At 68.9% G+C, this 22,401-nt stretch carries 23 protein-coding genes and 1 pseudogene; 7 read left to right on the forward strand and 17 right to left on the reverse strand.

The window, feature by feature from the left end; all coding sequences use genetic code 11:
* Positions 1-141 precede the first annotated feature (141 nt).
* Positions 142-1,308 carry a sensor histidine kinase gene (locus tag CQ044_RS09750; RefSeq protein ID WP_105688275.1) on the forward strand — a complete coding sequence of 389 codons (1,167 nt, stop codon included), beginning with the start codon at positions 142-144 and terminating at the stop codon, positions 1,306-1,308.
* Between the two features lie 496 nt (positions 1,309-1,804).
* On the opposite strand, the gene CQ044_RS09755 is transcribed toward CQ044_RS09750, so the two are convergent.
* A complete protein-coding gene (locus CQ044_RS09755; RefSeq protein WP_105688276.1) occupies positions 1,805-3,631 on the reverse strand; it encodes an RNA polymerase sigma factor in 1,827 nt (608 codons plus the stop codon).
* Positions 3,632-3,755: 124 nt separating this feature from the next.
* Complete coding sequence (locus CQ044_RS09760) at positions 3,756-4,790, reverse strand: thioester domain-containing protein (protein ID WP_105688277.1); 1,035 nt, start codon at positions 4,788-4,790, stop codon at positions 3,756-3,758.
* A 181-nt stretch (positions 4,791-4,971) separates the two neighbouring features.
* Between CQ044_RS09760 and CQ044_RS09765 the strand changes: the two genes are divergently transcribed.
* Positions 4,972-5,619: a Pr6Pr family membrane protein gene (locus tag CQ044_RS09765; protein ID WP_105688278.1), complete on the forward strand. Its 648-nt coding sequence runs from the start codon at positions 4,972-4,974 to the stop codon at positions 5,617-5,619.
* A 114-nt stretch (positions 5,620-5,733) separates the two neighbouring features.
* Positions 5,734-6,210: a hypothetical protein gene (locus CQ044_RS09770; RefSeq protein WP_258133236.1), complete on the forward strand. Its 477-nt coding sequence runs from the start codon at positions 5,734-5,736 to the stop codon at positions 6,208-6,210.
* Between the two features lie 21 nt (positions 6,211-6,231).
* Here the strand turns inward: CQ044_RS09770 and CQ044_RS09775 are convergent, their stop codons facing one another.
* The gene (locus tag CQ044_RS09775; RefSeq protein ID WP_105688280.1) at positions 6,232-6,735 is read right to left on the reverse strand and encodes a MarR family winged helix-turn-helix transcriptional regulator; all 504 of its coding nucleotides are present in this window, start codon (positions 6,733-6,735) and stop codon (positions 6,232-6,234) included.
* Between the two features lie 72 nt (positions 6,736-6,807).
* Here CQ044_RS09775 and CQ044_RS09780 point away from each other — a divergent pair.
* Positions 6,808-7,584, forward strand: a pseudogene (locus tag CQ044_RS09780) (EamA family transporter); the annotation flags it as partial.
* A gap of 74 nt (positions 7,585-7,658) precedes the next feature.
* On the opposite strand, the gene CQ044_RS19825 reads toward CQ044_RS09780, so the two are convergent.
* Genes CQ044_RS19825 through CQ044_RS09795 form a run of 3 tightly spaced genes read right to left on the reverse strand, consistent with a single transcriptional unit; the run spans position 7,659 to position 9,273 of the window.
* Positions 7,659-8,603: an amidohydrolase family protein gene (locus tag CQ044_RS19825; protein ID WP_105688282.1), complete on the reverse strand. Its 945-nt coding sequence runs from the start codon at positions 8,601-8,603 to the stop codon at positions 7,659-7,661.
* Between the two features lie 41 nt (positions 8,604-8,644).
* A complete protein-coding gene (locus CQ044_RS09790) occupies positions 8,645-8,857 on the reverse strand; it encodes a helix-turn-helix transcriptional regulator (RefSeq protein WP_105688283.1) in 213 nt (70 codons plus the stop codon).
* A complete protein-coding gene (locus CQ044_RS09795; protein WP_146116777.1) occupies positions 8,857-9,273 on the reverse strand; it encodes a hypothetical protein in 417 nt (138 codons plus the stop codon). The genes CQ044_RS09790 and CQ044_RS09795 overlap by 1 nt, the downstream gene beginning before the upstream one ends.
* Positions 9,274-9,467: 194 nt before the next feature.
* On the opposite strand from CQ044_RS09795, the gene CQ044_RS09800 reads away from it, so the two are divergent.
* Positions 9,468-10,838, forward strand: a complete 1,371-nt coding sequence (locus CQ044_RS09800; RefSeq protein WP_105688285.1) for an MFS transporter — start codon at positions 9,468-9,470, stop codon at positions 10,836-10,838.
* 90 nt (positions 10,839-10,928) lie between these two features.
* Here CQ044_RS09800 and CQ044_RS09805 read toward each other — a convergent pair whose 3' ends face one another.
* Together CQ044_RS09805 and CQ044_RS09810 are read right to left on the reverse strand one after the other, a co-directional pair.
* Entirely contained in the window at positions 10,929-11,669 is a 741-nt protein-coding gene (locus CQ044_RS09805) for a DUF2071 domain-containing protein (RefSeq protein ID WP_181158265.1), read from the reverse strand.
* Positions 11,666-12,022, reverse strand: a complete 357-nt coding sequence (locus tag CQ044_RS09810) for a metalloregulator ArsR/SmtB family transcription factor (protein ID WP_105688287.1) — start codon at positions 12,020-12,022, stop codon at positions 11,666-11,668. Before CQ044_RS09810 ends, CQ044_RS09805 begins: the two co-directional genes overlap by 4 nt.
* Positions 12,023-12,254: 232 nt before the next feature.
* On the opposite strand from CQ044_RS09810, the gene CQ044_RS19830 reads away from it, so the two are divergent.
* Together CQ044_RS19830 and CQ044_RS09815 are read left to right on the forward strand one after the other, a co-directional pair.
* Complete coding sequence (locus CQ044_RS19830) at positions 12,255-12,500, forward strand: hypothetical protein (protein WP_258133237.1); 246 nt, start codon at positions 12,255-12,257, stop codon at positions 12,498-12,500.
* 3 nt (positions 12,501-12,503) lie between these two features.
* Positions 12,504-13,598: an HNH endonuclease signature motif containing protein gene (locus CQ044_RS09815; protein ID WP_258133239.1), complete on the forward strand. Its 1,095-nt coding sequence runs from the start codon at positions 12,504-12,506 to the stop codon at positions 13,596-13,598.
* 44 nt (positions 13,599-13,642) lie between these two features.
* Here the strand turns inward: CQ044_RS09815 and CQ044_RS09820 are convergent, their stop codons facing one another.
* From CQ044_RS09820 to CQ044_RS09860, 9 genes are all read right to left on the reverse strand, one after another.
* Positions 13,643-14,842: an amidohydrolase family protein gene (locus tag CQ044_RS09820; RefSeq protein ID WP_105688288.1), complete on the reverse strand. Its 1,200-nt coding sequence runs from the start codon at positions 14,840-14,842 to the stop codon at positions 13,643-13,645.
* A gap of 11 nt (positions 14,843-14,853) precedes the next feature.
* On the reverse strand, positions 14,854-15,648 hold the full coding sequence (locus CQ044_RS09825) for an ABC transporter ATP-binding protein (RefSeq protein WP_105688289.1): 795 nt from the start codon (positions 15,646-15,648) through the stop codon (positions 14,854-14,856).
* Entirely contained in the window at positions 15,645-16,679 is a 1,035-nt protein-coding gene (locus CQ044_RS09830; RefSeq protein WP_105688290.1) for an ABC transporter ATP-binding protein, read from the reverse strand. The genes CQ044_RS09825 and CQ044_RS09830 overlap by 4 nt, the downstream gene beginning before the upstream one ends.
* A 1-nt stretch (position 16,680) precedes the next feature.
* Positions 16,681-17,550, reverse strand: coding sequence for an ABC transporter permease (locus CQ044_RS09835; RefSeq protein ID WP_181158266.1), 870 nt, complete (start codon positions 17,548-17,550; stop codon positions 16,681-16,683).
* Between the two features lie 14 nt (positions 17,551-17,564).
* Entirely contained in the window at positions 17,565-18,482 is a 918-nt protein-coding gene (locus CQ044_RS09840) for an ABC transporter permease (RefSeq protein WP_105688292.1), read from the reverse strand.
* 60 nt (positions 18,483-18,542) lie between these two features.
* Positions 18,543-20,105: an ABC transporter substrate-binding protein gene (locus CQ044_RS09845; RefSeq protein ID WP_105688293.1), complete on the reverse strand. Its 1,563-nt coding sequence runs from the start codon at positions 20,103-20,105 to the stop codon at positions 18,543-18,545.
* Between the two features lie 149 nt (positions 20,106-20,254).
* Positions 20,255-21,283, reverse strand: coding sequence for a YncE family protein (locus tag CQ044_RS09850; RefSeq protein ID WP_105688294.1), 1,029 nt, complete (start codon positions 21,281-21,283; stop codon positions 20,255-20,257).
* A 197-nt stretch (positions 21,284-21,480) separates the two neighbouring features.
* Entirely contained in the window at positions 21,481-21,900 is a 420-nt protein-coding gene (locus CQ044_RS09855) for a hypothetical protein (protein ID WP_105688295.1), read from the reverse strand.
* Positions 21,897-22,367 carry a hypothetical protein gene (locus CQ044_RS09860; protein WP_105688296.1) on the reverse strand — a complete coding sequence of 157 codons (471 nt, stop codon included), beginning with the start codon at positions 22,365-22,367 and terminating at the stop codon, positions 21,897-21,899. Before CQ044_RS09860 ends, CQ044_RS09855 begins: the two co-directional genes overlap by 4 nt.
* Between the last annotated feature and the right edge of the window lie 34 nt (positions 22,368-22,401).

The following is a 22,401-nucleotide window of genomic DNA, read 5'->3' on the forward strand; positions in this document are numbered from 1 at the left end:
CTCGACCTACACCGGAATCTGGGACTGGCTCTGCAAGACGTTCGGCGTCTGCAACTAGTGGTGGTGTCGCAGGCGAGGTGGGTCAGCGCCTCACCTGCGACCTTCACGGCGCAGGGAGAACGGCCCGCGATAATGAGGGCCATGTCTTCCGAACCGTCGCCACCGGCCCATCGGGTCGCTCGGCTGCTCCGGCTCGGGGCGTCCACGCCGCTCGTGACGGCCGAACGCCTGACGCTGCTCGCCCTGACCTCCGCGGGCGTCGTCATCAGCCTTGTCCTCGTGATCGTCTCCCCCGCGGACGATCTCGTCTCCTCCATCTTCCAGCTCGCCCTCACCGCGGTGTTCGCCCTCTTCGCGTGGTCGCCGTTCCTGGCCGTCGTCATGCTCCTGTCCGCGATGTGCGTCTCCTTCGCCGTCGCGAACGAGGGCGCGGCGATCGTCGCCCTGGCTGTCGCCATGGGCTGTGTCGTGAGGACCGGAACCAGGCCGCTGCTGGTGGCCTTCGTCGGCGGCTTCCTGCTCTCCGGCGCAGCCGCCGCCACTTTCGCGGTGCCGGGCCTGACGCTGACCAACGTCGCCGCAGCACTCGTCGTGGCGACGGTCTCAGGAGCAGTCGGCTATCTGCTCACCGTGGGTTCCGCGCGCGAGCGGCGCCTCCAGGAGAGTCTGCGCGCGCAGCATCTGGCCGAACAGGAGGCCGCCTTCGCCGAGCGGCAGAGGATCGCAGACGAACTGCATGACGTCATCGCCCACGACCTCACCGTCATCGCGATGTACACCCGGGTCTTGGAGCAGCCCATCGACGAGGAGCTCCGCGAACAGTCCCAGCAGACGATCCGCGATGCCGCGCACAAGGCCCTCGGGGATCTGCGCCGGGTCGTCGAACAGGCGAAGGGCCCCGCGGTGCTGGCCGAGGCGCCTCGTGAGAGCCTGACCGACGCCCTCGAGAGCGCGCGATCGGAGCTGCACGGCGTGGGGGCGACGCTCCTCCTCGACGGAAATGCCGCGGACCCCCGCGTTCCCCGCGTCATCGACGCGGCACTCGCCCGCATCGCGCGCGAGTCGATCACCAACGTGCTCAAGCACGGCGGCCGAGGGGCGGTCGAGGTCACCGTGCGCGTCACATCCGGCACCGTGCGGATGTCCGTGCGCAGCCCGCTGGCGACGAAGGCCGCACGAGATGTGCTCCCTTCCGGCGGCTACGGCATCATGCGGATGACGGCGCGGGCGCACCAGCTCGGTGGCGAGCTCACCGTCGGTTCCGTGCACAAGGCGTGGGTCCTCGAGGTGCAGTTCCCCCTCGTCTGAGGAGACGGCGCTCCTCGCGACGGCGCGTCCTGGCCAGAAGTCCAGTGATCTCTAGACTTTCGGCCATTCCCGCAGCGGGAGCACCTTGACAGGATGGGCGGGCCGATGAGCGAACGGCTTCACGCCCGACTTCCAGGCGGCTACGGGGGTAACGCAGCCGTCGTCCCAGGTCTCATGCTCATCGAGTCCCCACCCGGACTTCGCGCTCGCCGCCACCTCATTGCGGCCGAGCCGAAGGACGGCCTGGACCGACTGGAGGACATGCGGGGAGGAGCGTTCTGCTCCTCCCCGCATCCATGTGCGCGTCGCCCGCCGCGTCACCTTTTCGTCCTCAGGCGCTCCTTTGTCCATAGGAGATGCGGAGTCCTCCCCCGACCCCGCTGATCCTGTCGGTGCAGCCTCCCGCGACGGGAAGCGGCTGGGCGAGCACGTCGGCCGGGGCTTGGGGGCTCGGTCAGGCTGCGCCGACTCGCGCGCCCGGTCGCGGGGCACGGGATCAGGGGACGACGAAGGAGAAGGTCATGTCCTCCGGGGCAGGACCCATCGGATCGTAGACGGCGACGGGATCGTAGACATCGAGGTTGTGCTCCCAGATCGGACCCCAGTAACCATCCGGGTCGAAGTAGCTCATGTTGAACCAGTACCAGCCGTACGAGTTCACCAGCAGTCGCCGCTTCGCATAGCCGTTGTCGTCGAGCGCGACGAGGCCGGTGTTGCCCTCCATGGTCTGCACATAGACGACACCCCTGGGCGGGCCTCTGAACTCCACGACGAGTCCCGTCGTCTTCGCCTCGGTCACCGTCAGGTCCTCGAATCCGGTGACGTTCTCGAATCCGGAGACCTCGAGCGGGAGCACCGTGAACGTGCCGTCGACGGCAGGGGATGACGACGCATCGGTGTAGGCCCAGACCTGGTAGGCGTACGATCCGGCACCGAGCTCGAGTCCTCGGCTGTCGAAGGTCCAGGAGCCGTCTGGCGCGACGGTCGGACTGTAGCGCCGCGTGGCGAGCTGGATGGCGACCTGGGTGCCCGGTGCCGTCTTGCCGGTGATGACAGGGGAGATGTAGGCGGACGAGGCCGTCGGGCTGGTGATGCCGGGGGACGGCGTCGAGTTTCCTGGGCCGGGCGATGGCGACGGCGTCGGCGTCGAGGTCGGCTCGGAGGGAGTGCCCGGTCCCGACGCGGGCGCGGGGTCCGGCACGCCGCTCGCGGCAGCAGGGCGCGGCTGGTACCCCGGCATGAAGTGCGCAGGATCGTCGGTCAGACCGATGGCCTGATCGGCGGGATCGATCTGCCCCGACGTGACCTCCGGCCCGACCGGTTCGACGATCACCGGAGGTGCGGCGGAGGGACCAGGAACGAAAGGAGCAGAAGCCTGCGGGGCGGCCGGCGCCGTCTGCACGTGTGTCGGCTTCGGCACGGCTTCCGCGGGACCCACGGTGAAGAACGACGTGATGACGAGGCCCCCCGCGGTGACGGCGGCCACTCCCCCGCCGATCGCCCAGGCCACGGCTCCGGCGCCGGCCACGACAGCGAGCGCGGTGGCCGTCGTCGCCGACGACAGCGTCGCCGTGGCCGCGCCGATCCCCGCCGTGCCCAGCAGCACTGCGAGCGTGCCACCGCCGACGCGCGCAGCCGCACCCCGCGTCTCGTGCAGCAGCACACGGCAGTCTGCGCATTCGGCGACGTGCAGGTTCACCTCGGCGGAGACCGCCCGGTTCGCGGGCTCCGTCAGGTATTGCGGAAAGAGCCGCGCGGCATGGGATTCGTCATTGCGGAGGGCCGCGGGGACCTGGAGGGTCAGCCATTGGTACTTCAGCCCCGTCCGCGCCCGGCGCTGCAGAGCCGAGACCGCGTTGGGCTTGATCTTCAGCTCGCGCGCGATCTCGGGGCGCCCGGCCTCCGCGACCTCGGCCAGCCACAGAACGCGCTGCCATCGTTCCGGCAGCGCCTGCAGCGCGGCGAGCACGTCCCCCGCGTCGCTGTCGGACTCCGCGATGCTGAGCGCATCGCGCTCATCGACGCCTTCGAGATCGTCGGTGAGGACGAGCCGATCGGCTTCCTTGGACCAGCGGATCGCGGCATTGCGCATCACGGTCTTCAGGTACGACCGGAACGCGAACTGCGGTCCTGCATCCGTCGTCGTCACCTGCTGGTAGATCGCGAGGAACGACTCCGAGACCAGATCCTCCGCCCGGGACGGGGACAGGCGGTGCGCATAGCGCTGGGCGGCAGCGGAGTGCCGCTCCCAGAGCGCCGCGTACGCATACTTGTCACCGCCGCGCAATGCGGCGAGGAGCTCGGCGTCGGTACGACCGTCCACGATCCCTCCCAGGAACGAGGCTCATCCGGATCTTCGCAGCGGGAAGGATCCGACCGGCGGTGACGGTGCCGCCCAGAGGAAGACTCCGGGTGGCACCGCCATCGCGGTTGCGATGCGCGCTAGATCAGGCCGGCACGACCAGGATCTGGCACTGCGCGTGGTTGCCACCGGTCGGCGTGGAGCAGACCGTCGTCGGCTCCGCCGTGATCAGGCCGGTCATGCCGCTCTGGACACCGCGGTTGCCCGCGTTGATCTGATCGATGAGATACCAGTAGACCGCCGCGGAGTTGGGCGTCTCGAAGCTCCAGTTCGCATCGAACGTCAGGTCCGTGTAGCGCCAGATCGCGTACTGGGTCGCCTCGATCGCGTCGTTCGCGCTGAGCGGCGTCGTGAAGGGGCGTCCGGCGGCGGCAGCGTTGGCGGCGACGGCCGCGGTCAACGCGGCGAGAGTGACCCCCGGGTAGCTGTTCTGGATGATCCAGAGCACCTTGCTGTAGATGTCGGCGCTCCCGGTGAGGTAGTTCGCGCCGAGGAATGCGGAGAGATCCCCCGTCGTCGCCGCCATGTTCGGCTTCGCCGTCACGTTGTGCTCGACGCAGTACGAGTAGTAGTCGGGCGTGCCAGGGTTGCTCAGGTCCGCGGGCGTGTTCTTGTAGACCGCGTGCATCCCCGTGCCGACGTAGCCCTGGGATGCGCCGATCCACACGCCGGAGACCATGACCTGGATGCTCGAGGTCGCGCCGTTCGGGGCGACCTGGCCGAGGACCGTGTAGGTACCGGGCGTGGAGCTCGTCACGATGCGGTTCGTGAGGTCGACGATGCCGTTCGCATCCGACGTGAAGGTCTTCGGTGCGGTGGAATTGTCGTCCCAGTGGAACGAGGACTGACCGGACGGCGCCGCCGGCGGCAGCGTGACGATGATCGCCTGGCCGGCGACCGGCGCGCCGTTGCTGGTGATCTTGAAGCTGATGACGCCCAGCGGCGTGCAGACGCCGGTCGGCACCGGCTGGCCCTCCGGATCGATCACGACGCTGGTCGATGCCGCGTACGCGGGCACCGCCACCGCTGCGGCGATGACCGGCAGCGACCACGCCGCCCCCTTGACGACCGTGCGCCGCGAAAGAGCTCTCTTCGGGCTCTCGTTGCCGAGCTGTTCCATATCTACTCCCCAGTTGTCGCGGTGGCCGAGTCACCACCGTCCTGCCTCATAGAAGGAGTTCGTTCCCTCGTGAAGGTGACGCGAGGAACAGAAATGACCTTGCTCGGCGGCACGAACACCTCGAACACGGTCGTCGTCCCCCTCCCGGAAGCCGGTCCCGAGGACCCGGTATCGTCGCACCATGATGACGACGCCCGCGCCGCCCCACCGCGCGCGAGTCGTCGGCGCAGTGCGCCTCGTCGAGGGCGCAGCGGTGATCGCGATCCTGTTCCTCACCTTCTTTCAGGGCGGAGCCGTCAACGGGTTCAACCCGTTCGACTACTTCGGCTTCTTCACGAATCTGACGAGCCTGCTCACCGCGGTCGTCCTGATCCTGGTGGGGGCTCGCTGCATGGCCGGCCGAGCGGTGCCGGGCTGGCTGGTCGAGGCTCGTGCAGTCGCGACCGCGTGCATGCTGCTGGTCGCGGTGATCTACAACGGGCTGGTTCCGGGGACCGGATCCGCTCCGCCCTGGGTGAGCGTCACTCTGCACATCGTGTTCCCCGCACTCCTGGCGCTGGACTGGCTGCTGATCGGCGACCGCGGGCCGATGCGGTGGTCCCGTCTGTGGATCCTGGCTCCCTACCCCGTGCTCTGGCTCGTGGTGGTCCTCGTGCGGGGCGCCACGGATGGATGGGTGCCCTACGGATTCCTCCTGCCCGAGCGCGGCGCCGGCACGATCGCGCTGACGGGATTCGGGCTGCTGGCCGTCCTGGGCGCGGCGGGAGCGCTCGTCTGGGGGGCGAGCCGACTTCCCGGTCTGGTCCGGTCTGCGGTGAACGCGGGCTGAAGACCGCCGCGGCGGCTCGCGCCGTCCGTCTCGACGTGCGAGGGTTGAACAGTGATATATCGGAACGGACGCGTCGCAGCGTTGATCGGAATCGCTGCGGCCGCAGCCCTCCTCTTGAGCGCATGCACGGCGAACCCGATCGAGGACAGCCCGCATGACACCGCAGCACCCAGCGGCGTCACGGTGCAGAAGGCCGAATCGACGGATCCCGAGCCTGCGGCCCAGACGGCGCCCCCGCGTCAGGGCGCCGCCGACGCGTTCCGCGCCTGGCTCGACACATCGCGCATCCCCGACGCCGCGGCGTCGTGCGCAGCCCTCTCCCCCGAGCTCGCCACACGGATGATTGCCGAGCTCAATGAGCGCGGCCCGATCCGCGTCTCGAGCTGCGACGAGATGATCGTCGTCTCGGCGGAGCTCTATCGAGCCCTGAATCAGGATGCAGCAGTCGACATCTCCGTGCAGCAGGAGACCGCGACCGACGCGACGCTCTTCGTCACCTACCTCGCGACGGGCAACTGCGGCACCGTGGTGATGACGCGACCCGCGGGCGACTGGATCATCACCGAGCAGTCCCAGGAGTGCTCCGGCTGAGCCGCAGCACTCCGGCCGGCGTCAGTCGCGCGCTTCGAAGTGCGCGAGCCACCCGGCCAGCGTCGCCTCCAGCGCCGCCCGCTCCGACGCCGGAACCATCGCCAGCAGCCGCTGCTCGTTCGCGACATGATCGGCGAAGGCGGCGTCGATCAGCGCCCTGCCTTCTGCCGTCAGGGCGATGACGCGGCCTCGCGCGTCGCCGGATCCGACCCGGCGAGTGACGAGCCCCGTTCCTTCGAGTCTGTCGATGCGCTTGGACATCCCGCCGCTCGTGATCATCGTCGAGGCGGCGAGATCCGTGGGACTGGCCTCGTAGGGTTCCCCCGAACGGCGCAGCGCCGCCATCACGTCGAAGTCCCCCTCGGACAGTCCGTGCGCACGGTAGACCCCGACGAGCTCCTCGGTCAGCGCCAGCGCCAGCCGGTGCAGCCGTCCGATCGTGCCGATCGGGGTCACGTCGAGGTCCGGACGCTCTCGCCGCCACGCCTGCTGGATCCGCGTCACCTGATCTTCGATGTCCGTCACCCCTTCACTATATCTTCCGAGGAAGCTATAGTGTCTTCCATGGAAACTAATCGGAGATGGCTCGCCGTCGCGATGATCGCGCCGATCGCCTGGGGAAGCACCTACTTCGTCACGCGCGAGTGGCTCCCGGATGCCCCCGTCTGGGGCGCGGCCATCCGCGCTCTGCCCGCCGGGCTCGTGCTCCTCGCGCTGGTCCGGCGCCTCCCCCGAGGCTCGTGGTGGTGGAAGTCCGCCGTTCTCGGGACCCTCAACGTCGGCGCGTTCTTCGTGCTCGTCTATGCCGCGGCGCAGCTGCTGCCGACGAGCATCGCGTCGACGATCATGGCCACCTCCTCCGTCGCGATCGCGGTCGCCGCATGGGCGATCCTGCGCGAACGTCCGGGGATCCTGCGAATGCTCGGCGCCCTCGTCGGCATCGGCGGTGTCGCGCTCATGCTGCTCGGCACCGCGACCTCCGTCGACCCGAGAGGCGTGATCGCCTCGATCGCCGCGATGGCCATGTCCTCGGTCGGATTCATCCTCGCCAAGCGCTGGAACGGGGAGGTCGGGATCCTGCCCTCCACCGCCTGGCAGCTCGTCTTCGGCGGCCTCGCGCTCATCCCGTTCGCGATCGTCGTCGAGGGCCCGCCGCCCGTCGTCGACGGCGCGGGCCTGGCCGCCTACGGCTACCTCACCCTGGTCGCGACCGCCCTCGCCAACGTCGCGTGGTTCGCCGCGCTGAAGCACCTGCCCTCGGGCACGGTGGGCCTCATCGGCCTGCTCAACCCGGTGACCGGCGTGCTCCTGGGCGTGCTCGTGGCCGGAGAGGTCCTGGAAGGACGACAGCTCGCGGGACTCGCGCTGGTCCTCCTCGGCATCGCCGCACCTCTCGCGCTCGAGAGCCTCCTGGCGCGGCGCCGGAGGGCGCACATGGCCGCTCTTGATCAGCCCGCGGGGATCGGCGACGGATCTGCCGAGGACGGCTCGGGTCCCGATCCTTCGATCCGCAGCAGTCGGCGCGGGGTGTTCCAGAGGACGTCGGCCAGCCAGCGATCGCCCAGACCCCAGCCGTCGAGCACCTCGAGCTGATGCGCGTAGGGGTACGGGATCGAGGGGAAATCGGTGCCGAGCACGACCTTGGGCCCGAGGTCGGCGAGCCTCTCCGCGTAGCCGGACGGCAGCGGCGCGATCCGCTCGATGTAGGACGTGCCGACCATCGTCGTGTCGAGGTAGACGTTCGGATGCCGCGCGGCAAGTTCGGCGAACCCGAGATAGTCGGGAAGCCCGGCATGCGCGATGACGAGCACGAGCGAAGGATGCCTCTCGACGAGTGCGCGCACGGGCTCGAGACCCGTGTACCTGCCCCCGTGCGGCCCGTCCCCGCAGTGGATCACGACCGGGGCCGCTGCCGCCGCGACCCGTTCCCACGCCTCGGTCAAGAGCGGATCCAGGGGCGAGAAGTCGCCGACTTGCACGTGGATCTTGAACACTTTCGCACCCCGCTCCAGGGCGCGCTCCGCGATCTGTCCCGCACCCGGCTCCGGGTAGAACGTCGCCGAGGGGATCGCGTCCGGATACGCCGCCGCGAACTCCGCCGCATAGTCGTTGAGCCACTGCGCCATGCCAGGACGATGCGCGTAGCTGAGCGTCGTGAACCGGCTCACCCCGATCGCGCGCAGTTGTGCGACGCGCTCCTCGTCCGTGCCGCGGTAGCGGATCGGCCACGCCGGCGCGCCGCGCTCGGCCACGCGGTCGAAGAACCCCCACACCTTCTGCTGCACCCGATCTGGCATGAAGTGCACGTGCAGATCCACGATCCCCGGCACGCCCCGCTCCCGCAGCCAGGCGGGGACGGCGGCATCGGAGAGCGACTCGGCGGAGGCGGACATCACGGTCAGCCTATGCCGCCGTGGCGAGTGCGACAGCCCTCCTACCGGTTTCGCGCCGGCGTGGTCGATGGGGTGAACAGCTCGTCGATGCGCTTGCCGAACAGGTCGGCGATGCGGAACGCCAACGGAAGGGAGGGGTCGTACCGCCCGGTCTCGAGGGCGACCACGGTCTGGCGCGACACATCCAGCCGCTCGGCGAGCGCCGCCTGGGTCCATCCCCGTTCTTCGCGTTCGGCGCGGAGGCTGTTCTGCATCAGGCGTTCGGCGCGCCGGTGAAGAGGTTGGTGATCTGCCAGGACAGCACGCCGGCGATGCAGATGAGCCATCCTCCGTTCGGCACCGCGAAACCAGCGGAGCTGAGCACTCCGAACACGACCGACACCAGCATGGCCACGACGAACCCGACCGCAAGGCCCGGGAAGAACAGCTTCACCTGGTACTCGTCCATCTGACGCACGCGCAGCACGGTCGCAGCCACCATCCACACGAACGGGATCAACGGCAGCACCACCAGCACCCAGCGCCACGGCGTGGGCTGATGCCCCCATGCCGAGAGCGCGAAGAAGGTCAGGACGAAGAGCCCGGACCCGACCCACATGCGGATCTGGAACCCGCGGCGTCGCCGCAGCTCGGAGGGAGACTCCCCCTCCATGTCAAGGTCGCTTGTCATGGAGCGAGGTTACGTCCACCAGTTTGGCATGTCAAGGAGACTTGTCATCGGCGTGCTCTGACAGGATGCCTTCCGGCCTGACAGTGTGCATTCCTGCACACTCCGTCCGCCGCATATGGGCATTGTCGCATCGACGGCATCGGCTCAGGCTGGAGAACCGACAGACGTCTCCGAGCGTGCAAAGGAGCACACACATGGCGTACGAGACAGCATCCCCCTCAGGCCTGCGTCGGGTCGTGGCCGCCTCGATGGCGGGCACGGTCGTCGAATGGTACGAGTTCTTCCTCTACGCGTCGGCGTCGACCCTCGTCCTGGGCACCGTCTTCTTCCCACCGTCCGACGACCCCTTCAGCGGCATCATCGCCGCGTTCGTCACCTACGCGATCGGCTTCATCGCCCGGCCGCTCGGCGGGATCGTGTTCGGGCACCTCGGCGATAAGTACGGACGCAAGAAGCTCCTGCAGGCCAGCATCCTGATCATCGGCGCGGCCACCTTCCTCATCGGCTGCCTGCCCGGCTTCGCGCAGGTCGGGTACCTGGCTCCGGCCCTGCTGGTCCTGCTGCGGTTCGCGCAGGGCTTCGCGATCGGCGGCGAGTGGGGCGGAGCCGTGCTCCTGGTCGCCGAGCACAGCCCGCGCGAACAGCGCGGCTTCTGGGCCAGCTGGCCGCAGGCGGCGGTGCCGGTCGGCAACCTGCTCGCCACGCTCGTCCTCTTCGCGCTCTCCTCGACCCTGCCGCAGGACGCGTTCCTCGGCTGGGGCTGGCGGATCGCGTTCTGGCTATCGGCCGTGATCGTCCTCATCGGCTGGTACATCCGCACCAAGGTCACCGAGGCGCCGATCTTCCTGGAGATGAAGCAGGCCCAGGAGCAGGAGGCCGCGAAGAGCTTCGGCCCCCTCGAGGTCGTGCGCCGCTACCCGCGGGGCGTGCTCGTCGCGATGGGCCTGCGCGTCGCCGAGAACATCCTCTACTACGTGGTGGTCACGTTCTCGATCGTCTACCTCACCCAGACCGTCAAGGAGGCGACGTCGGCGACGCTTCTCATCCTGGCCGGCGCCCACGTCGTGCACTTCCTCGTGATCCCGCTGTTCGGGCGACTGTCCGATCGCTGGGGCCGAAAGCCCGTGTATGCGGCCGGCGCCCTCCTCGGAGCCGTCTGGGGCTTCTTCGCCTTCCCAATGATGAACACCGGCAACCCCATCGTCATCTGGGCGGCCATCGCCCTCGGGCTCGTCTTCCACGCCGCGATGTACGCGGGTCAGCCCGCGATCATGGCCGAGATGTTCCCGACCAGGATGCGCTACTCGGGCGTGAGTCTCGGCTACCAGGTCACGTCGATCTTCGCCGGCTCGCTGGCGCCGATCATCGCGACGAGCCTGCTCGCGCAGTACGGATCGAGCGTTCCGGTCGCGATCTATGTGGCCATCGCCTGTGCGATCACGCTCGTCGCCGTGGCGGCCGCGCGCGAGACGAAGGGGGCGGATCTGCGCGCCCTCGACGCCGACGACCGCTCGCGCCTGGCGGGCGCCGCGGTCTCCACGGAGGGCGCGATGCGGCAGCGCTGAGGAGCTCCCGGCCGGGGGCACCGACCCCGCGCGTGGGCGCTCCCTGCCCACCCAGGCGCGGCGCCCCGGTCGAGGAGCCGTCTTCCCGCATCAGGCCGCCGCGCGCGCTCCCGTGGGCGCGCCCGTGGGCGCGCCCGTGATCGGCGCCTCCATCGTGATCTCGAGGTCTCTCATCACCACGACGTGGTCGAGTTCGGCGGCGCCATCCGGCAGCGCGTCGAAGAACGACGAGCGCACGCCCCTGATCCGCGCCCCTTCCACGGCCCACTCCTCCGCGGCGAGCGCCACGGCTTCCAGCGTGACGCCGTCGTGTCCGAGCGACCATCCGATCCGGCCTGCGCGGTAGAACGCCGACGCCTCTTCCACCGAGGCGAAGACCGAGCTCGCCCATGCGCCTCCGACCTCGACATCCGCAGCGAGGTGCTCCCCTTCTGCGTCCATGGTCATGGCATAGCGATCGCCGCGTTCGTCGGTCGCGAAACGTGCCCGACGGTGCACGCCGGGGAACAACCGACCCCCGAACAGCACCGGGTGCCACGCCGAACTGTGCCGCTCCAGGATGTACACCCCGCTGCGGACCACACCATCGTCGTCCCACTCCACGGCGATGCGATGGGCAGCATTCTCGGAGCGCAGCCCCACACGCGCCGGTACCCAACGCGGTCGGATCCCGTCGAGCCCCAGCACGCAGAATCCGGCGAGCGCCTGCCCGTTCACCAGCTGCGGACGCAGTGGCGCGGGCACGAGGGTCCGCGCCGTTTCGGGATCGAGACGGTAGCTCACGAGGAGACGGCGACGCAGGTGCGCTCTGACACCGGGCACGACGCTCACAGCGCCACCCGCGACGCGTCGTCCGCGCCCTCCACGTCGATCTCGGATCCACGCCGTTTTCGCACCTCGCGCAAGACGATCTGCTCGGGACAGACCGTCGAGAGGAAGTCGCCGATCGAAAGCGCGAGCCGATCACCGGCGAGCGAGTAGAGGATCCGGTTCGCGTCTCTGCGTTCCACGATGAGACCAGCCCCGCGAAGGATCCGCAGGTGCCGGGAGATCGTCGGACCACTCACAGCGAATCGCGCCGCGATTTCTCCAGCCGCGAGCTCGCCGCCCTTCAGATCCTGCAGGATCTGCCGTCGCGTCGGATGTGCGAGAGCCTCGAAGGCGCTGTTCTCCGCGTCGTTCATGCTTGCAATCTAGCACTTGAGCTAAATAGCGAATCGCTTGGGGTGCAGCTCACAATTCTGGATCCTCTGCGCGCCCGAACGAAATCCGCCCGAAACGCTCCGCGAGTGCGCACATCGGGCCTGATCCTGGCGAAGGATCCGACCGATCGCGTCTTGGCTTTCGCCCCTCACGGAGCTCATCCCCCTGTGGATAACTTTCGAAGGTGTCTTCTAGAATCGGTAGAATCGAAGCATGACCAGCACACTCGATCCGCTCCTGGAGGCGACACGCGTCCTCCAGGATGCGTGGGGTGCTGCTCGGACGTCTGCGGACCTGAGCCGCGCTCAGATGCTGGCCGTCAACGATGCCCTCGGTCTGGTGAAGCGGGTCTCGGAGGGCCTGCACTCCGAGGTCGGCAGCAGGATCTCGTACGAGTCCCGCGCCGAGCTCGGCCCGCAATCGCTCGCCAAGCAGCAGGGCTTCCGCAATGCGGCGTAGCTCATCGCGACCACGACCGGTGCTTCCACAGGAGAGGCCGCACGACTGGTGAAGGTCGGAGAGGCGATCGCCCCGCGGACGAACCTCCTCGGGGAGACGCGACCCTCGCGGTTCCCGCTCGTGCAGGCCGCGGTGCACGAAGGGCGGCTGAGCACAGCCTCGGCGAGCGCGATCATCACGTTCCTGGAGAAGATCCGGCTCGCGATCGGCGCGACGCGGGTGGCGGACGCCGAGCGGACCCTCATCGAGCGGGCGCCCGGGCTGTCCCACGACGGCGTCCGCACCATGATCACGCGCCTGGAGGCGCAGCTCGATCCCGACGGCGTCGCCCCTCGCGAGGACGAGTTGCGCGCCAGGGCCTCGCTATCGATGTTCGAGCGCGACGGGATGCTCCATATCAACGCGGCCCTCGACCCCGCGCGGGGCGCCCCGGTCAAGGCCGCGATCCAGGGCTTCGTCTCGGCCGAGTTCGCCGCGAAGCGGGACGGGCGCGACCCATCCGCTCCCGAGGCGGACCGGCGCTCTGTCGCCGCCATCCAGGCCGACGCGCTCGTGCACCTCGCCGAGCACGCGCTGACCTGCGAGAGCACCTCTTCCCTCAACGGCGCGAGCGTCGTCGTGCGCATCGGGCTCGACGACCTCATGAGCGGCACCGGTCATGGCCTCATCGACGGCATCGAGCAGCCCGTCAGCGCCACGACGGTGCGGAGGATGGCCGCCGGCGGCGGAGTCATCCCCTGGGTGTGCGGAACGAAGGGCGAGATCCTCGACTGGGGGCGGAGACAGCGTTTCTTCACGGCGTCCCAGCGACTCGCGCTTGCCGAACGCGACGGCGGGTGCGCGTTCTGCGGACTACCGCCCGGGATGACGAAAGCCCACCACATCGAGTGGTGGGCCCGGGATCACGGCGGCACCGATCTGGACAACGGGGTGCTCCTCTGCGAGACCTGTCATCACCTCATCCACGACAACGGGTGGGACATCCGCATCGAGGGCATCGGCGTGCGAGCGAAGGTCTGGTTCCTGCCGCCTGGCTCGACGGATCCGCTCCGCACGCCTCGGCTCGGCGGAAGAGCCCGCACCGAGGTGCTCGTCTGACGCAAGACCGGCACGACCGGCACGGACCGGACCTGGACCGGGCATCAGCCGCGCGGGATCGGATCCCCGCCCGTGAGCACGAATCGCAGCGCGTCCCCGGAGGACAGCACGGAGAGATCTTCCACCGGGTCGCCCGCCACCGCGATGAGATCGGCACGGGCTCCCTCGCGCACGACACCGATGCGTCCCGTCTCGCCGATGATGTCCGCGCCGACGACGGTCGCCGAGCGGATGACGGCGAGCGGATCCTGCACGCGGCCGCGGATCGCGAACTCCTTGAGCTGGAACGCGAGCCCTTCGCCGTGCAGGTCCGTGCCGTACCCGATCTTCACTCCGGCCCGATCCGCGAGCGCGAGCGACTCGAGGCCGCGCTCGAAGACCTCAGCGACCGCGGCGCGCTTGGCCGCGTCGAGGTGCTGACCGGTATGGCCTTCGACGATCGCCCAGAACGTCGCGAGCGTCGGCACGTAGAACGCGTCCTCCTCTAGGAAGAGCGCGACGCACTCGTCATCGAGGAAATTGCCGTGCTCGATCGTGCGCACTCCGAGGCGCAGCGCCCGGGCCACGGACTCGGCCGAGTACACGTGGGCGCCGACGTAGCGGTGCGCCAGGTGCGCCTCGTCGACCGCCGCGAGGATCTCTGCCTCGGAGAATCCGAGCGAGTCGATCCGCATCTTCGAGATCACTCCGCCCGAGAGCGTCAGCTTGATGTGGTCGGCGCCGTCGCGGAGTTCCGCGCGCAGCGCCCGCCGCACGTCGACCTCGCCGTCGATCACCCGGGTGAGGGCGTGCCCGCCGGTCGGGGCGAAGATCGGACCGCCGACCTTGAGATGCGGGCCCGTGATGAGCCGCTCCTCGACAGCGCGGCGGAGGCCCGTGTCTGCGCCGCCCATGTCACGCACGGTGGTGAAGCCGCGAAGCAGCATGCGATGCAGCTCCCGCGCGGTGCGCGCGGCGTGATAGCCCGGCGACCAGGAGAGGATCTCGGCGAAATCGCCCGAGGCCTGGGTGACGTGCGCGTGGGCGTCGATCAGGCCCGGCAGCACCGTGGCTCCGGCGAGCGAGAACTCGGCCGCGCCCGGGACGCTGCGCGTCGATCTCGAGATCTCGACGATGTCCCCGCCCCGCGCGACGATCGTGCGCGGCGCCGACACCTCGCCGGACTCGACATCGAGGATCGCGGCATCGCGCAGAACCACGGTCGAGGGTGCGGGCGCGGATCCCGGATCGATCCTCAGCGGCATGGCGGATCCTCTCAGGCGAAGTCGACGTGGGGGATCGAATCGAGCAGGGTGCGGGTGTAGGGGTGCTCCGGGTGGTCGAAGACCTGCTCGATCGGGCCCTCCTCGACGAACCGGCCCGCCTGCATGACCACGACATCGTCGGCCACGTGACGGACGACGGACAGGTCGTGCGAGACGAACAGGTAGGACAGGTCGAGATCCTTCTGCAGGTCGTCCAGCAGGTTGAGGATCTGCGCCTGAATCGACACGTCGAGGGCCGACACCGGCTCGTCGAGCACCAGCACCTTCGGGTTGAGCGCGAGTGCTCGGGCGATGCCCACCCGCTGCCGCTGCCCTCCGGAGAACTCTCCAGGGCGCCGCGCCGCCATCTCGGCGCTCACACCGACCCGATCCAGCAGGTCATCGATCGCCGTGCGGTCGTAGGCCCCCGTGATCCGCAACGGCTCTGCGACGATCTCATGCACGGTCATCCGCGGGTCCAGAGCCGAGTACGGATCCTGGAACACCATCTGCATGCGCCCGCCGAACCGGCGGCGCTGCCGCGGCGGGATCCGCGTGATGTCCTGCCCGAACGCCCGGATGCTCCCTGACGAGATAGGGCTCAGCCCGAAGAGCGAGCGGATCAGCGTGGACTTCCCGCAACCGGACTCTCCGACGAGTCCCAGCGTCCGACCGGCGGTCAGCGTGAGGCTCACGCCTTTCACCGCCTGCACTCCGCGTCCGCGGCGGACGGCTCCGCGACGGCCGTAGGTGACGTGCAGGTCGGTGACCTCGATCAGCGGCTCCGGGGTCTGGGCGTCAGTCATCGTGCCTCCGATCCGGTAGATCCGACGGGCGCGGCAGCGCCCACCTCGTCGGAGAAGTGGCACGCGGAACACGAACCGTTCGCGCGCAGCTCGAGCAGGGGGCGCTCCTCGACGCAGATCGAGCGCCCGCGGGACAGCTCGCAGCGCGGCGCGAACGCGCATCCCGGCGGCCGCAGCCGCGGCGAGGGCGGGTTGCCGGGAATCGCATAGGCGCGCTCATCGCGCTCGGTGAGCTGACTCTTCAGCAGGCCTTGCGTGTAGGGATGGGTCGGCGACAGGAAGATGTCGCGCGTTGCGCCGGTCTCCACGATTCGGCCGGAGTACATGATGAGCATGCGCGAGGCGTTCTGGGCCGCGAGCCCGAGGTCGTGCGTGATGAGGATGAGCGCGGATGAGAGCTCGGCGCGCGCCTTCTCCAGCGTCTGCATGACTTGCGCCTGCACGGTGACGTCGAGCGCCGTCGTCGGCTCATCGGCGATGAGCAGCGACGGGTCATTCGCCATCGCCATCGCGATGACAGCGCGCTGGCGCATGCCGCCGGACCACTCGTGCGGGTAGGCTCTGGCGCGCTTCGCCGCATCCTTCACGCCGACTCTGCCGAGGAGGTCGTGCACGCGGGTCCTGGCCTGGCCGCGCGACACCTTCTGATGCAGACGGATCGCCTCCGCGAGCTGGGATCCGATCCTCCGCAGCGGGTTGAGCGCCGTCATCGGGTCCTGGAAGATCATGCCGATGTCACGTCCGCGGATCTCGCGCATCGCCTGTTCACCCAGACCGACGATGTCCCTGCCGCGCCATCTGATCGCCCCTTCGGCGATATCGAGGCCGTACGGCAGCAGGCCCATCACGGCGAGCATCGTGAGGCTCTTCCCGGAGCCGGACTCCCCGACGATCCCGACGACCTCGCCGTCGTTCACGGTGAACGACACATCGTCGATGAGGCGAACGGTCTCGCCATCGGGCCCGGTCGTCGTGACGACGAGCCCCTGCACCTCCAGCAGCGGCGGCGTCTCGATCTTCTCTGCAGGCATGTCACCGCACCTTTCGGAGGGGCTGGGTGCTCTCCGCCGTGAACCGCTGGCTGAAGAACGTCGTCCCGCCGACCACGAGGAAGATCGCGAGGCCGGGCAGGATCACCTGCCACGGCGACAGGCGCATGTACTTCTGCCCCTCCAGGACGAGCCCGCCCCACGTGGGTTCGGGCGGCTGGATGCCGAGGCCCAGGTAGTCGAGGCCGGCCTGCAGCAGGATCACGGATCCGATGCTGGTCACCGCGACGATGAACATCTGCGGGAGGACGTGCGGCAGGATGTGCGTCCGGATGATGCGCGCCGCGGATGCTCCCAGCATCCGCGGAGCCATCACGAAATCGCGGCCGCGGAGCGACAGCGCGGTCGCACGGGCGAGGCGGGCGAAGCTCATCCAGTGGGTGAGGCCCAGGACGAGGATCATCAGGAGCGCGCTCGGACCGAAGATCGCGGACAGCGCGATGAGCAGCAGCACGGCCGGCAGCGCGAGGCTGACGTCGGTGACCAGGGCGATCACGTTGTCCGCCCAGCCGCCGAAGAAGCCTGCGAGCAGCCCCAGCACTGTGCCCACGACGAAGTTGACGAGCACGATCGCGGCGGTGATCAGCAGCGTGGTCTGTCCCCCGGCGGCGACCCGGCTGAGCAGGTCACGGCCGACGACGTCGGTGCCGAGCGGATGCTCAGGGTCGACGAAGGGTCCCAGTCGGGCGTTGGCGAGATCCTGGCTGAAGGCGTCGAAGCCCGGCCAGAAATGCACGCCGACGATGGCGAGGATCACGAGCACCACGATGGCGCCACCGATCGTGGAGAGCCGACGCCCCTGACGGGGACTGAGTCGCGGTCGACGGCGCGTCACCGCTGTCACCTGTGCCATTGCCACTGTGTCGGTCATGCGAGTTTCACTCTCGGGTCGATGAGCGAGTAGAGGAGGTCGACGACGACGTTGACGACCACGAAGATCAGCACCACCACGAGCAGCCCCGCCTGCACGACGGCGAAGTCGCGCTGGCTGACGGCGTTGATCAGGGCGACACCCATGCCGGGCCAGGAGAACACCTGCTCGACGATGATCGTGCCGCCCAGCAGCCCGGCCAGGTTCAGCCCGGCGACGGTGAGGATCGGCAGGAACGCGTTCGGCAGCATCTCGGTGGCCACGACCGCCGCGTGACTCTTGCCGCGCGCATACGCCGTCCGCACGTACTCCGCCGTGGTCTGCTCGCTGAGAGCCGAATCGAGCAGACGCACGTAGAGCACGAACTGCGCCGTGGCGATCGTCGCGACGGGGAGGACGAAGGAGGCGGCACCGGTGTAGCCCAGGCTCGGCAGCCAGCCGAGCGCGACCGCGAAGATCAGCACCAGCAGCACGCCGAAGAAGAAGTCCGGCACCGACGAACGCAGCGCGCCGCTCCATACGAACATCGCACGCAGGGTGTGGCTCCCCGTGATGTGAACGAGCACGGCGGCGACGACGGCCAGGACCAGGCCGATCGCGAAGGACGTCAGCGCGAGCGTCGTCGTCGCGGGGAGCCGGTCGAGGATGATCCCGATGGCCGACTGCGACGGATTGCGGTAGGAGACGCCGAAGTCGCCGTGCAGCAGGCCGACGAGGTAGCGCCCGTACTGCACCAGCAGCGGGTCGTTGAATCCGAGCCTGCTGTTCAGATCGTCGATCTGTTGCGCGGTCGCGCCCTCGGTCAGGATCAGGGCTGCAGGCTTGCCGGAGGCACGTCCGAGGACGAAGGCGATCGTGACGGCGACGAACAGCGTGACGACGGCCTGAAGAATGCGACGGATGACGTAGGACATGGAGATCTCCTCAGCAGGGGTCGGCGCGCGGGCCCGAGGCCCTGGGCCCGCGCGCTGACGTCATTTGGCCGAGCGGCCGATCTCTGCGGCGCGATAGATTCCGTCGACCGCCGGGGTCCAGGAGATCGTGCTCGCCGTCGCGTACGCGTTGGTGTTCTGCCACAACGGGACGTTCGACACGTTGGTGGCGTTCCACTCCCAGATCTTCTTGAACACATCGGTCCGCTTGTCCGTGTTCGCCGCCTGCTGGTCGAGGTAGGCCTGCGCCATCTCCGGGCTGCGTGCGTAGTCTTCTGGGCCGCCGGCGAGCAGCTGGCTGACCACGACGTCTCCGTCCATGCTCGACGGGGACCAGTAGTTCAGGTACAGCCCGGTGATCTGGTGGTTGGCCAGGCTCAGGCTCAGGCTGGCCTGTTCGGCGCCCACCAGCTTGATCTTCAGGCCCGCCTTGCCGAGGTCCGCCGCGATCGCCTGAGCGACCTCGGGGTCGGTCGGGGATCCGCCGGTGCTCGGGTACTGCAGCGTGATCTCCGCACCGTCGTAGCCGGATTCCTCGACGAGCTTCTTCGCGGCCGCAGGATCGTACTTCGGCGTGGGGAACCCGTCCACATATCCGGTGACGCCCTTCGCGACCGGCTCGCCGGTCGGCGACGCGAAGCCGTTCAGCAGGCTGTCCACGATCGACTTGCGGTCGATCGCGAGCGGGATGGCCTGCCGCACCTTGAGGTTCGACAGCGCCCCGGCGGTCGTGTTCACGCCGATGAACGCGACCTGGTTGGACGCCGCCTCGATCACCTTGGCGTTCGCCGCGCCGTCGAAGACGGGGACCTGGCTGGCCGGGATGATCGCAGTGTCCAGCGATCCGGATTCGACGCCCGTGACGCGCGCGTCGGGAGCGCCGACGAAGGAGAACGTGATGTCCTTGATCTTCGCCTTGTCACCCCAGTAGGCGTCGTTGCGGGTGACCTTGTAGTCCACGCCGTGGTCCCAGGCGACGAACGAGTAGGGGCCCGTGCCGACAGGAGCGTTCGGGAACTTCTCCGGTCCCTCCGCCTCGTACACCTTCTCGGGCACGATCCCGATCGTCGCGACCTGGTTGAGCCACGCGCTGAAGGGATTCTTCAACGTGAACTGCACCGTGTGGTCATCCGTCGCCTCGACCTTGCTGATCATCGCGATGGCGACGCGGTTGGTGGACTTGTCGCTGGCGAGGATCTTGTCGTAGGTGTAGACGATGTCCGAGACCTTCAGTTCGGACCCGTCCTGGAACTTCACGCCCTTGCGGATCGTGAACGTCCAGACGTCCTGAGTGGCGTTCGACTTCCAATCCGTCGCGAGCCCCGGCTGGATCTTGCCCTTGGCGTCGATGCGGGTGAGCCCGTCGAACACCGCGTAGTACATGTTCCAGGCCGACAACGAGCGCATCATGATCGGGTCGATGTTGGCCGGCTCGGTCGGCATCGCGAGGGTCGCGGAACCGTTGTCCGTCGTGGCCGCGCCGCTGCCGCCGGAGCTGCTCGTCGAGCCGGCGTTGCCCATGCAGCCCGCCAGCAGCACCGTGCCGACGGCGAGCGCGGCACCGAGGCCCACGAGACGCCCGCGTCGCTGTGTCTTCATTGACATTTCGGGTTCCTTTCGTCCGGCACGGAGCGTCAGCGAGTGCACGGAAACGGGTCGGGTAGCGAAAGTAGTGTGTAATACATTACCTTCGCTACTCGATTTTGGTATACAAATTTGCGGATGTCAAGGGGTGACTCGCTCTCGATCCGCCCCTACTTCGAAGCGATCAGGACACCCATCTGCGGCATGCCGGGGACCGCGATCTCCGAGATCGCGAGCGAGTCCAGATCGACGATCGCCAAACCGTCCCATGGGCCGCGGCTGGTGGATCCGCCGGTGAGGATGGCCTTGCGGCCGCCGTCGGGCGCGTCCAGCCATTCGACGACGTTCTCGTGCCCCTTCTGCAGCGGCAGCACTACCTCGTCGCCGGATGCGATGTCACGGATGGTCAGGCTCGGCCCCTTGGTCGCCCCGCCGATCGCTCCGACCCCGACCACCAGGAGGCGCCCGTCCGACGTCAGGCCCACACCGTGCTGGTGCGAGTCCGCCGTCATCGCCTGCGTCTCATATGTGCGGGTCCCCGGCGAATAGACCACGAGGCCCTGCCCCTGGTACGGAAGGTAGAGCGTGCCGTCGTCGGCCACCGCGGCGTAGTGCGGCTTGTAGTGGGACATCAGCCCGCCCTCTGTGCCGAACGGCGCGATCTCCGTGCTGGTGACGATGTGCTCCGGAATGCTGATCGTGTTCAGCGTGAACGAGTCGTGATCGATCGTGTAGACCTGGTCCCCCGCGGGTGAGAGCTGCACGTCGAACGGCCGAAGTCCCACGCCGAAGGAGTCGGTGAATGCACCGGACGCCGTGTCGAAGCGCTCGACGGTGGAGTTCTCGCCGGTGCGGGTGACGGCCACATACACGGCGGATCCGTCAGGGGTGACGACGACGCCCGTGCCCCCAGGGCGTTCCTCGCCGTAGGCGATGACCGCAGGCTGCGACAGATACGGCACGAGCGCGAGGCGCTCCCGGGAGCCGAGGTCGACGACGGCGAGACCGACGGCCGTGCTGACGTATGCGCGGCGAGACGCCTCGTGCACAGCGATCGCCCACGGCGCCTCGCCCACGACCGTCTCCGACTGCACCGGCGCACCGGGCGCCGTCAGATCGACGAAGGCGATCTTGTCCCCGTGGCTCTCCGTAACCACGAAGATCGTGCCGTGTCCGGGGGTGGTGGTGCTGATGACCATGCGTACTCGCTTCCTCCGGGCGCACCGGATCGACTCTGCGCCGACGTGCACGGAAAAGCTGCGGAAGACCTTCGAGAGCGGATCCCCGGATCCGTGCGTCGTCGGCGGCGGGGCTCTGGCCCGCCACTTCGAGTGGTTTCGAAATGGTATTCCATTTCACCTCTTGTATACAATGCTGGCTTTCGAGCAGCTCTCGGTCAGGGGACCGCGACGTCGATCGTGAGGTCGCTGCGGATCGCCCCCACGGCGACTCTGATCGTGACCCGGCCCGCCCCCTCCGCGTGCAGCCCGAGGGAGCTCGCCACCCCGTCGGAATCCGTGGCGGAGGTCTCGAATCCGCCCGGGTACGTCGCCGGCCCCGACAGCACCTCGAAGGTCGCGTCGCGCTCCGCGAGGGGTGCGCCGTCGTCGGTCACACGGATCACGAGCCGTACCTCGTCGCCGAGCTTCACCGCACCCTCCGGGGAGACGACGCGGATCGCCGGACCGTGCTGCGGGGCGTCGGCGGAAGACGAAGCCGAGGGCTTCGCCGCTCCTGGTCCGCCCACGGTGCAGCCGGTCAGCACGGCGGGGAGGAGCACCGCCAGCAGCGCAACCGCCCCCGCCGCCCGCTTCACGCCTGCACCAGGGTGATCACGAAAGTCCGCGTCACCGTCCCCACATGCACCAGCACCGAGAAGGTGCCCGCGGCGAGCGCCACGATCGGGAGGATCAGGGTCCCGTCCGTGTCGATCGAGGCGGAGGCCAGGGCGCCCTGCAGCAGGACGGACTCGTCCCAGGACGCGATCCCTCCGGCGTTCACCAGCTCCGCCGTGCCGTCGGCGGGGATCGGACCTGATCCCGCGACCTGGAAGATCAGCGGCGCGGTGTCCCCCGCGGCCGAGAACGGGTAGGTCTGCGCGTCGTCGACGGCGCCGAGGAGGTCGACCGTGATCGCGACCGATGCCGAGGCCTGCGGCAGCGCGACCGCCGCCGCGATCACCGGCACCGACCAGGCGCCGGCGACGATGGCACGTCGCCTGGTCCATCCGCGGTCGCTCCGAAGAGCCCCTTCTTCGTCCATCGCCGTGCGGTGGTTCGTCATGGTGCTTCCTCCTGCGTGGGTGTCTCCGCGGCGT

The organism is Microbacterium sp. MYb64, from assembly GCF_002979495.1.
In the GTDB taxonomy this organism is placed as follows: domain Bacteria; phylum Actinomycetota; class Actinomycetes; order Actinomycetales; family Microbacteriaceae; genus Microbacterium; species Microbacterium azadirachtae_A.

Coding starts and splice junctions, on each gene's coding strand:
- CQ044_RS09790 (WP_105688283.1), bottom strand. CDS start 8,857: ATGCAGAACAGCCTCCGCGCCGAACGCGAAGAACGGGGATGGACCCAG.
- CQ044_RS09840 (WP_105688292.1), bottom strand. CDS start 18,482: ATGTCCTACGTCATCCGTCGCATTCTTCAGGCCGTCGTCACGCTGTTC.
- CQ044_RS09835 (WP_181158266.1), bottom strand. CDS start 17,550: ATGGCACAGGTGACAGCGGTGACGCGCCGTCGACCGCGACTCAGTCCC.
- CQ044_RS09765 (WP_105688278.1), top strand. CDS start 4,972: ATGATGACGACGCCCGCGCCGCCCCACCGCGCGCGAGTCGTCGGCGCA.
- CQ044_RS09825 (WP_105688289.1), bottom strand. CDS start 15,648: ATGACTGACGCCCAGACCCCGGAGCCGCTGATCGAGGTCACCGACCTG.
- CQ044_RS09760 (WP_105688277.1), bottom strand. CDS start 4,790: ATGGAACAGCTCGGCAACGAGAGCCCGAAGAGAGCTCTTTCGCGGCGC.
- CQ044_RS19830 (WP_258133237.1), top strand. CDS start 12,255: ATGACCAGCACACTCGATCCGCTCCTGGAGGCGACACGCGTCCTCCAG.
- CQ044_RS09845 (WP_105688293.1), bottom strand. CDS start 20,105: ATGTCAATGAAGACACAGCGACGCGGGCGTCTCGTGGGCCTCGGTGCC.
- CQ044_RS09810 (WP_105688287.1), bottom strand. CDS start 12,022: ATGAACGACGCGGAGAACAGCGCCTTCGAGGCTCTCGCACATCCGACG.
- CQ044_RS09850 (WP_105688294.1), bottom strand. CDS start 21,283: ATGGTCATCAGCACCACCACCCCCGGACACGGCACGATCTTCGTGGTT.
- CQ044_RS19825 (WP_105688282.1), bottom strand. CDS start 8,603: ATGTCCGCCTCCGCCGAGTCGCTCTCCGATGCCGCCGTCCCCGCCTGG.
- CQ044_RS09795 (WP_146116777.1), bottom strand. CDS start 9,273: ATGACAAGCGACCTTGACATGGAGGGGGAGTCTCCCTCCGAGCTGCGG.
- CQ044_RS09820 (WP_105688288.1), bottom strand. CDS start 14,842: ATGCCGCTGAGGATCGATCCGGGATCCGCGCCCGCACCCTCGACCGTG.
- CQ044_RS09800 (WP_105688285.1), top strand. CDS start 9,468: ATGGCGTACGAGACAGCATCCCCCTCAGGCCTGCGTCGGGTCGTGGCC.
- CQ044_RS09750 (WP_105688275.1), top strand. CDS start 142: ATGTCTTCCGAACCGTCGCCACCGGCCCATCGGGTCGCTCGGCTGCTC.
- CQ044_RS09860 (WP_105688296.1), bottom strand. CDS start 22,367: ATGACGAACCACCGCACGGCGATGGACGAAGAAGGGGCTCTTCGGAGC.
- CQ044_RS09830 (WP_105688290.1), bottom strand. CDS start 16,679: ATGCCTGCAGAGAAGATCGAGACGCCGCCGCTGCTGGAGGTGCAGGGG.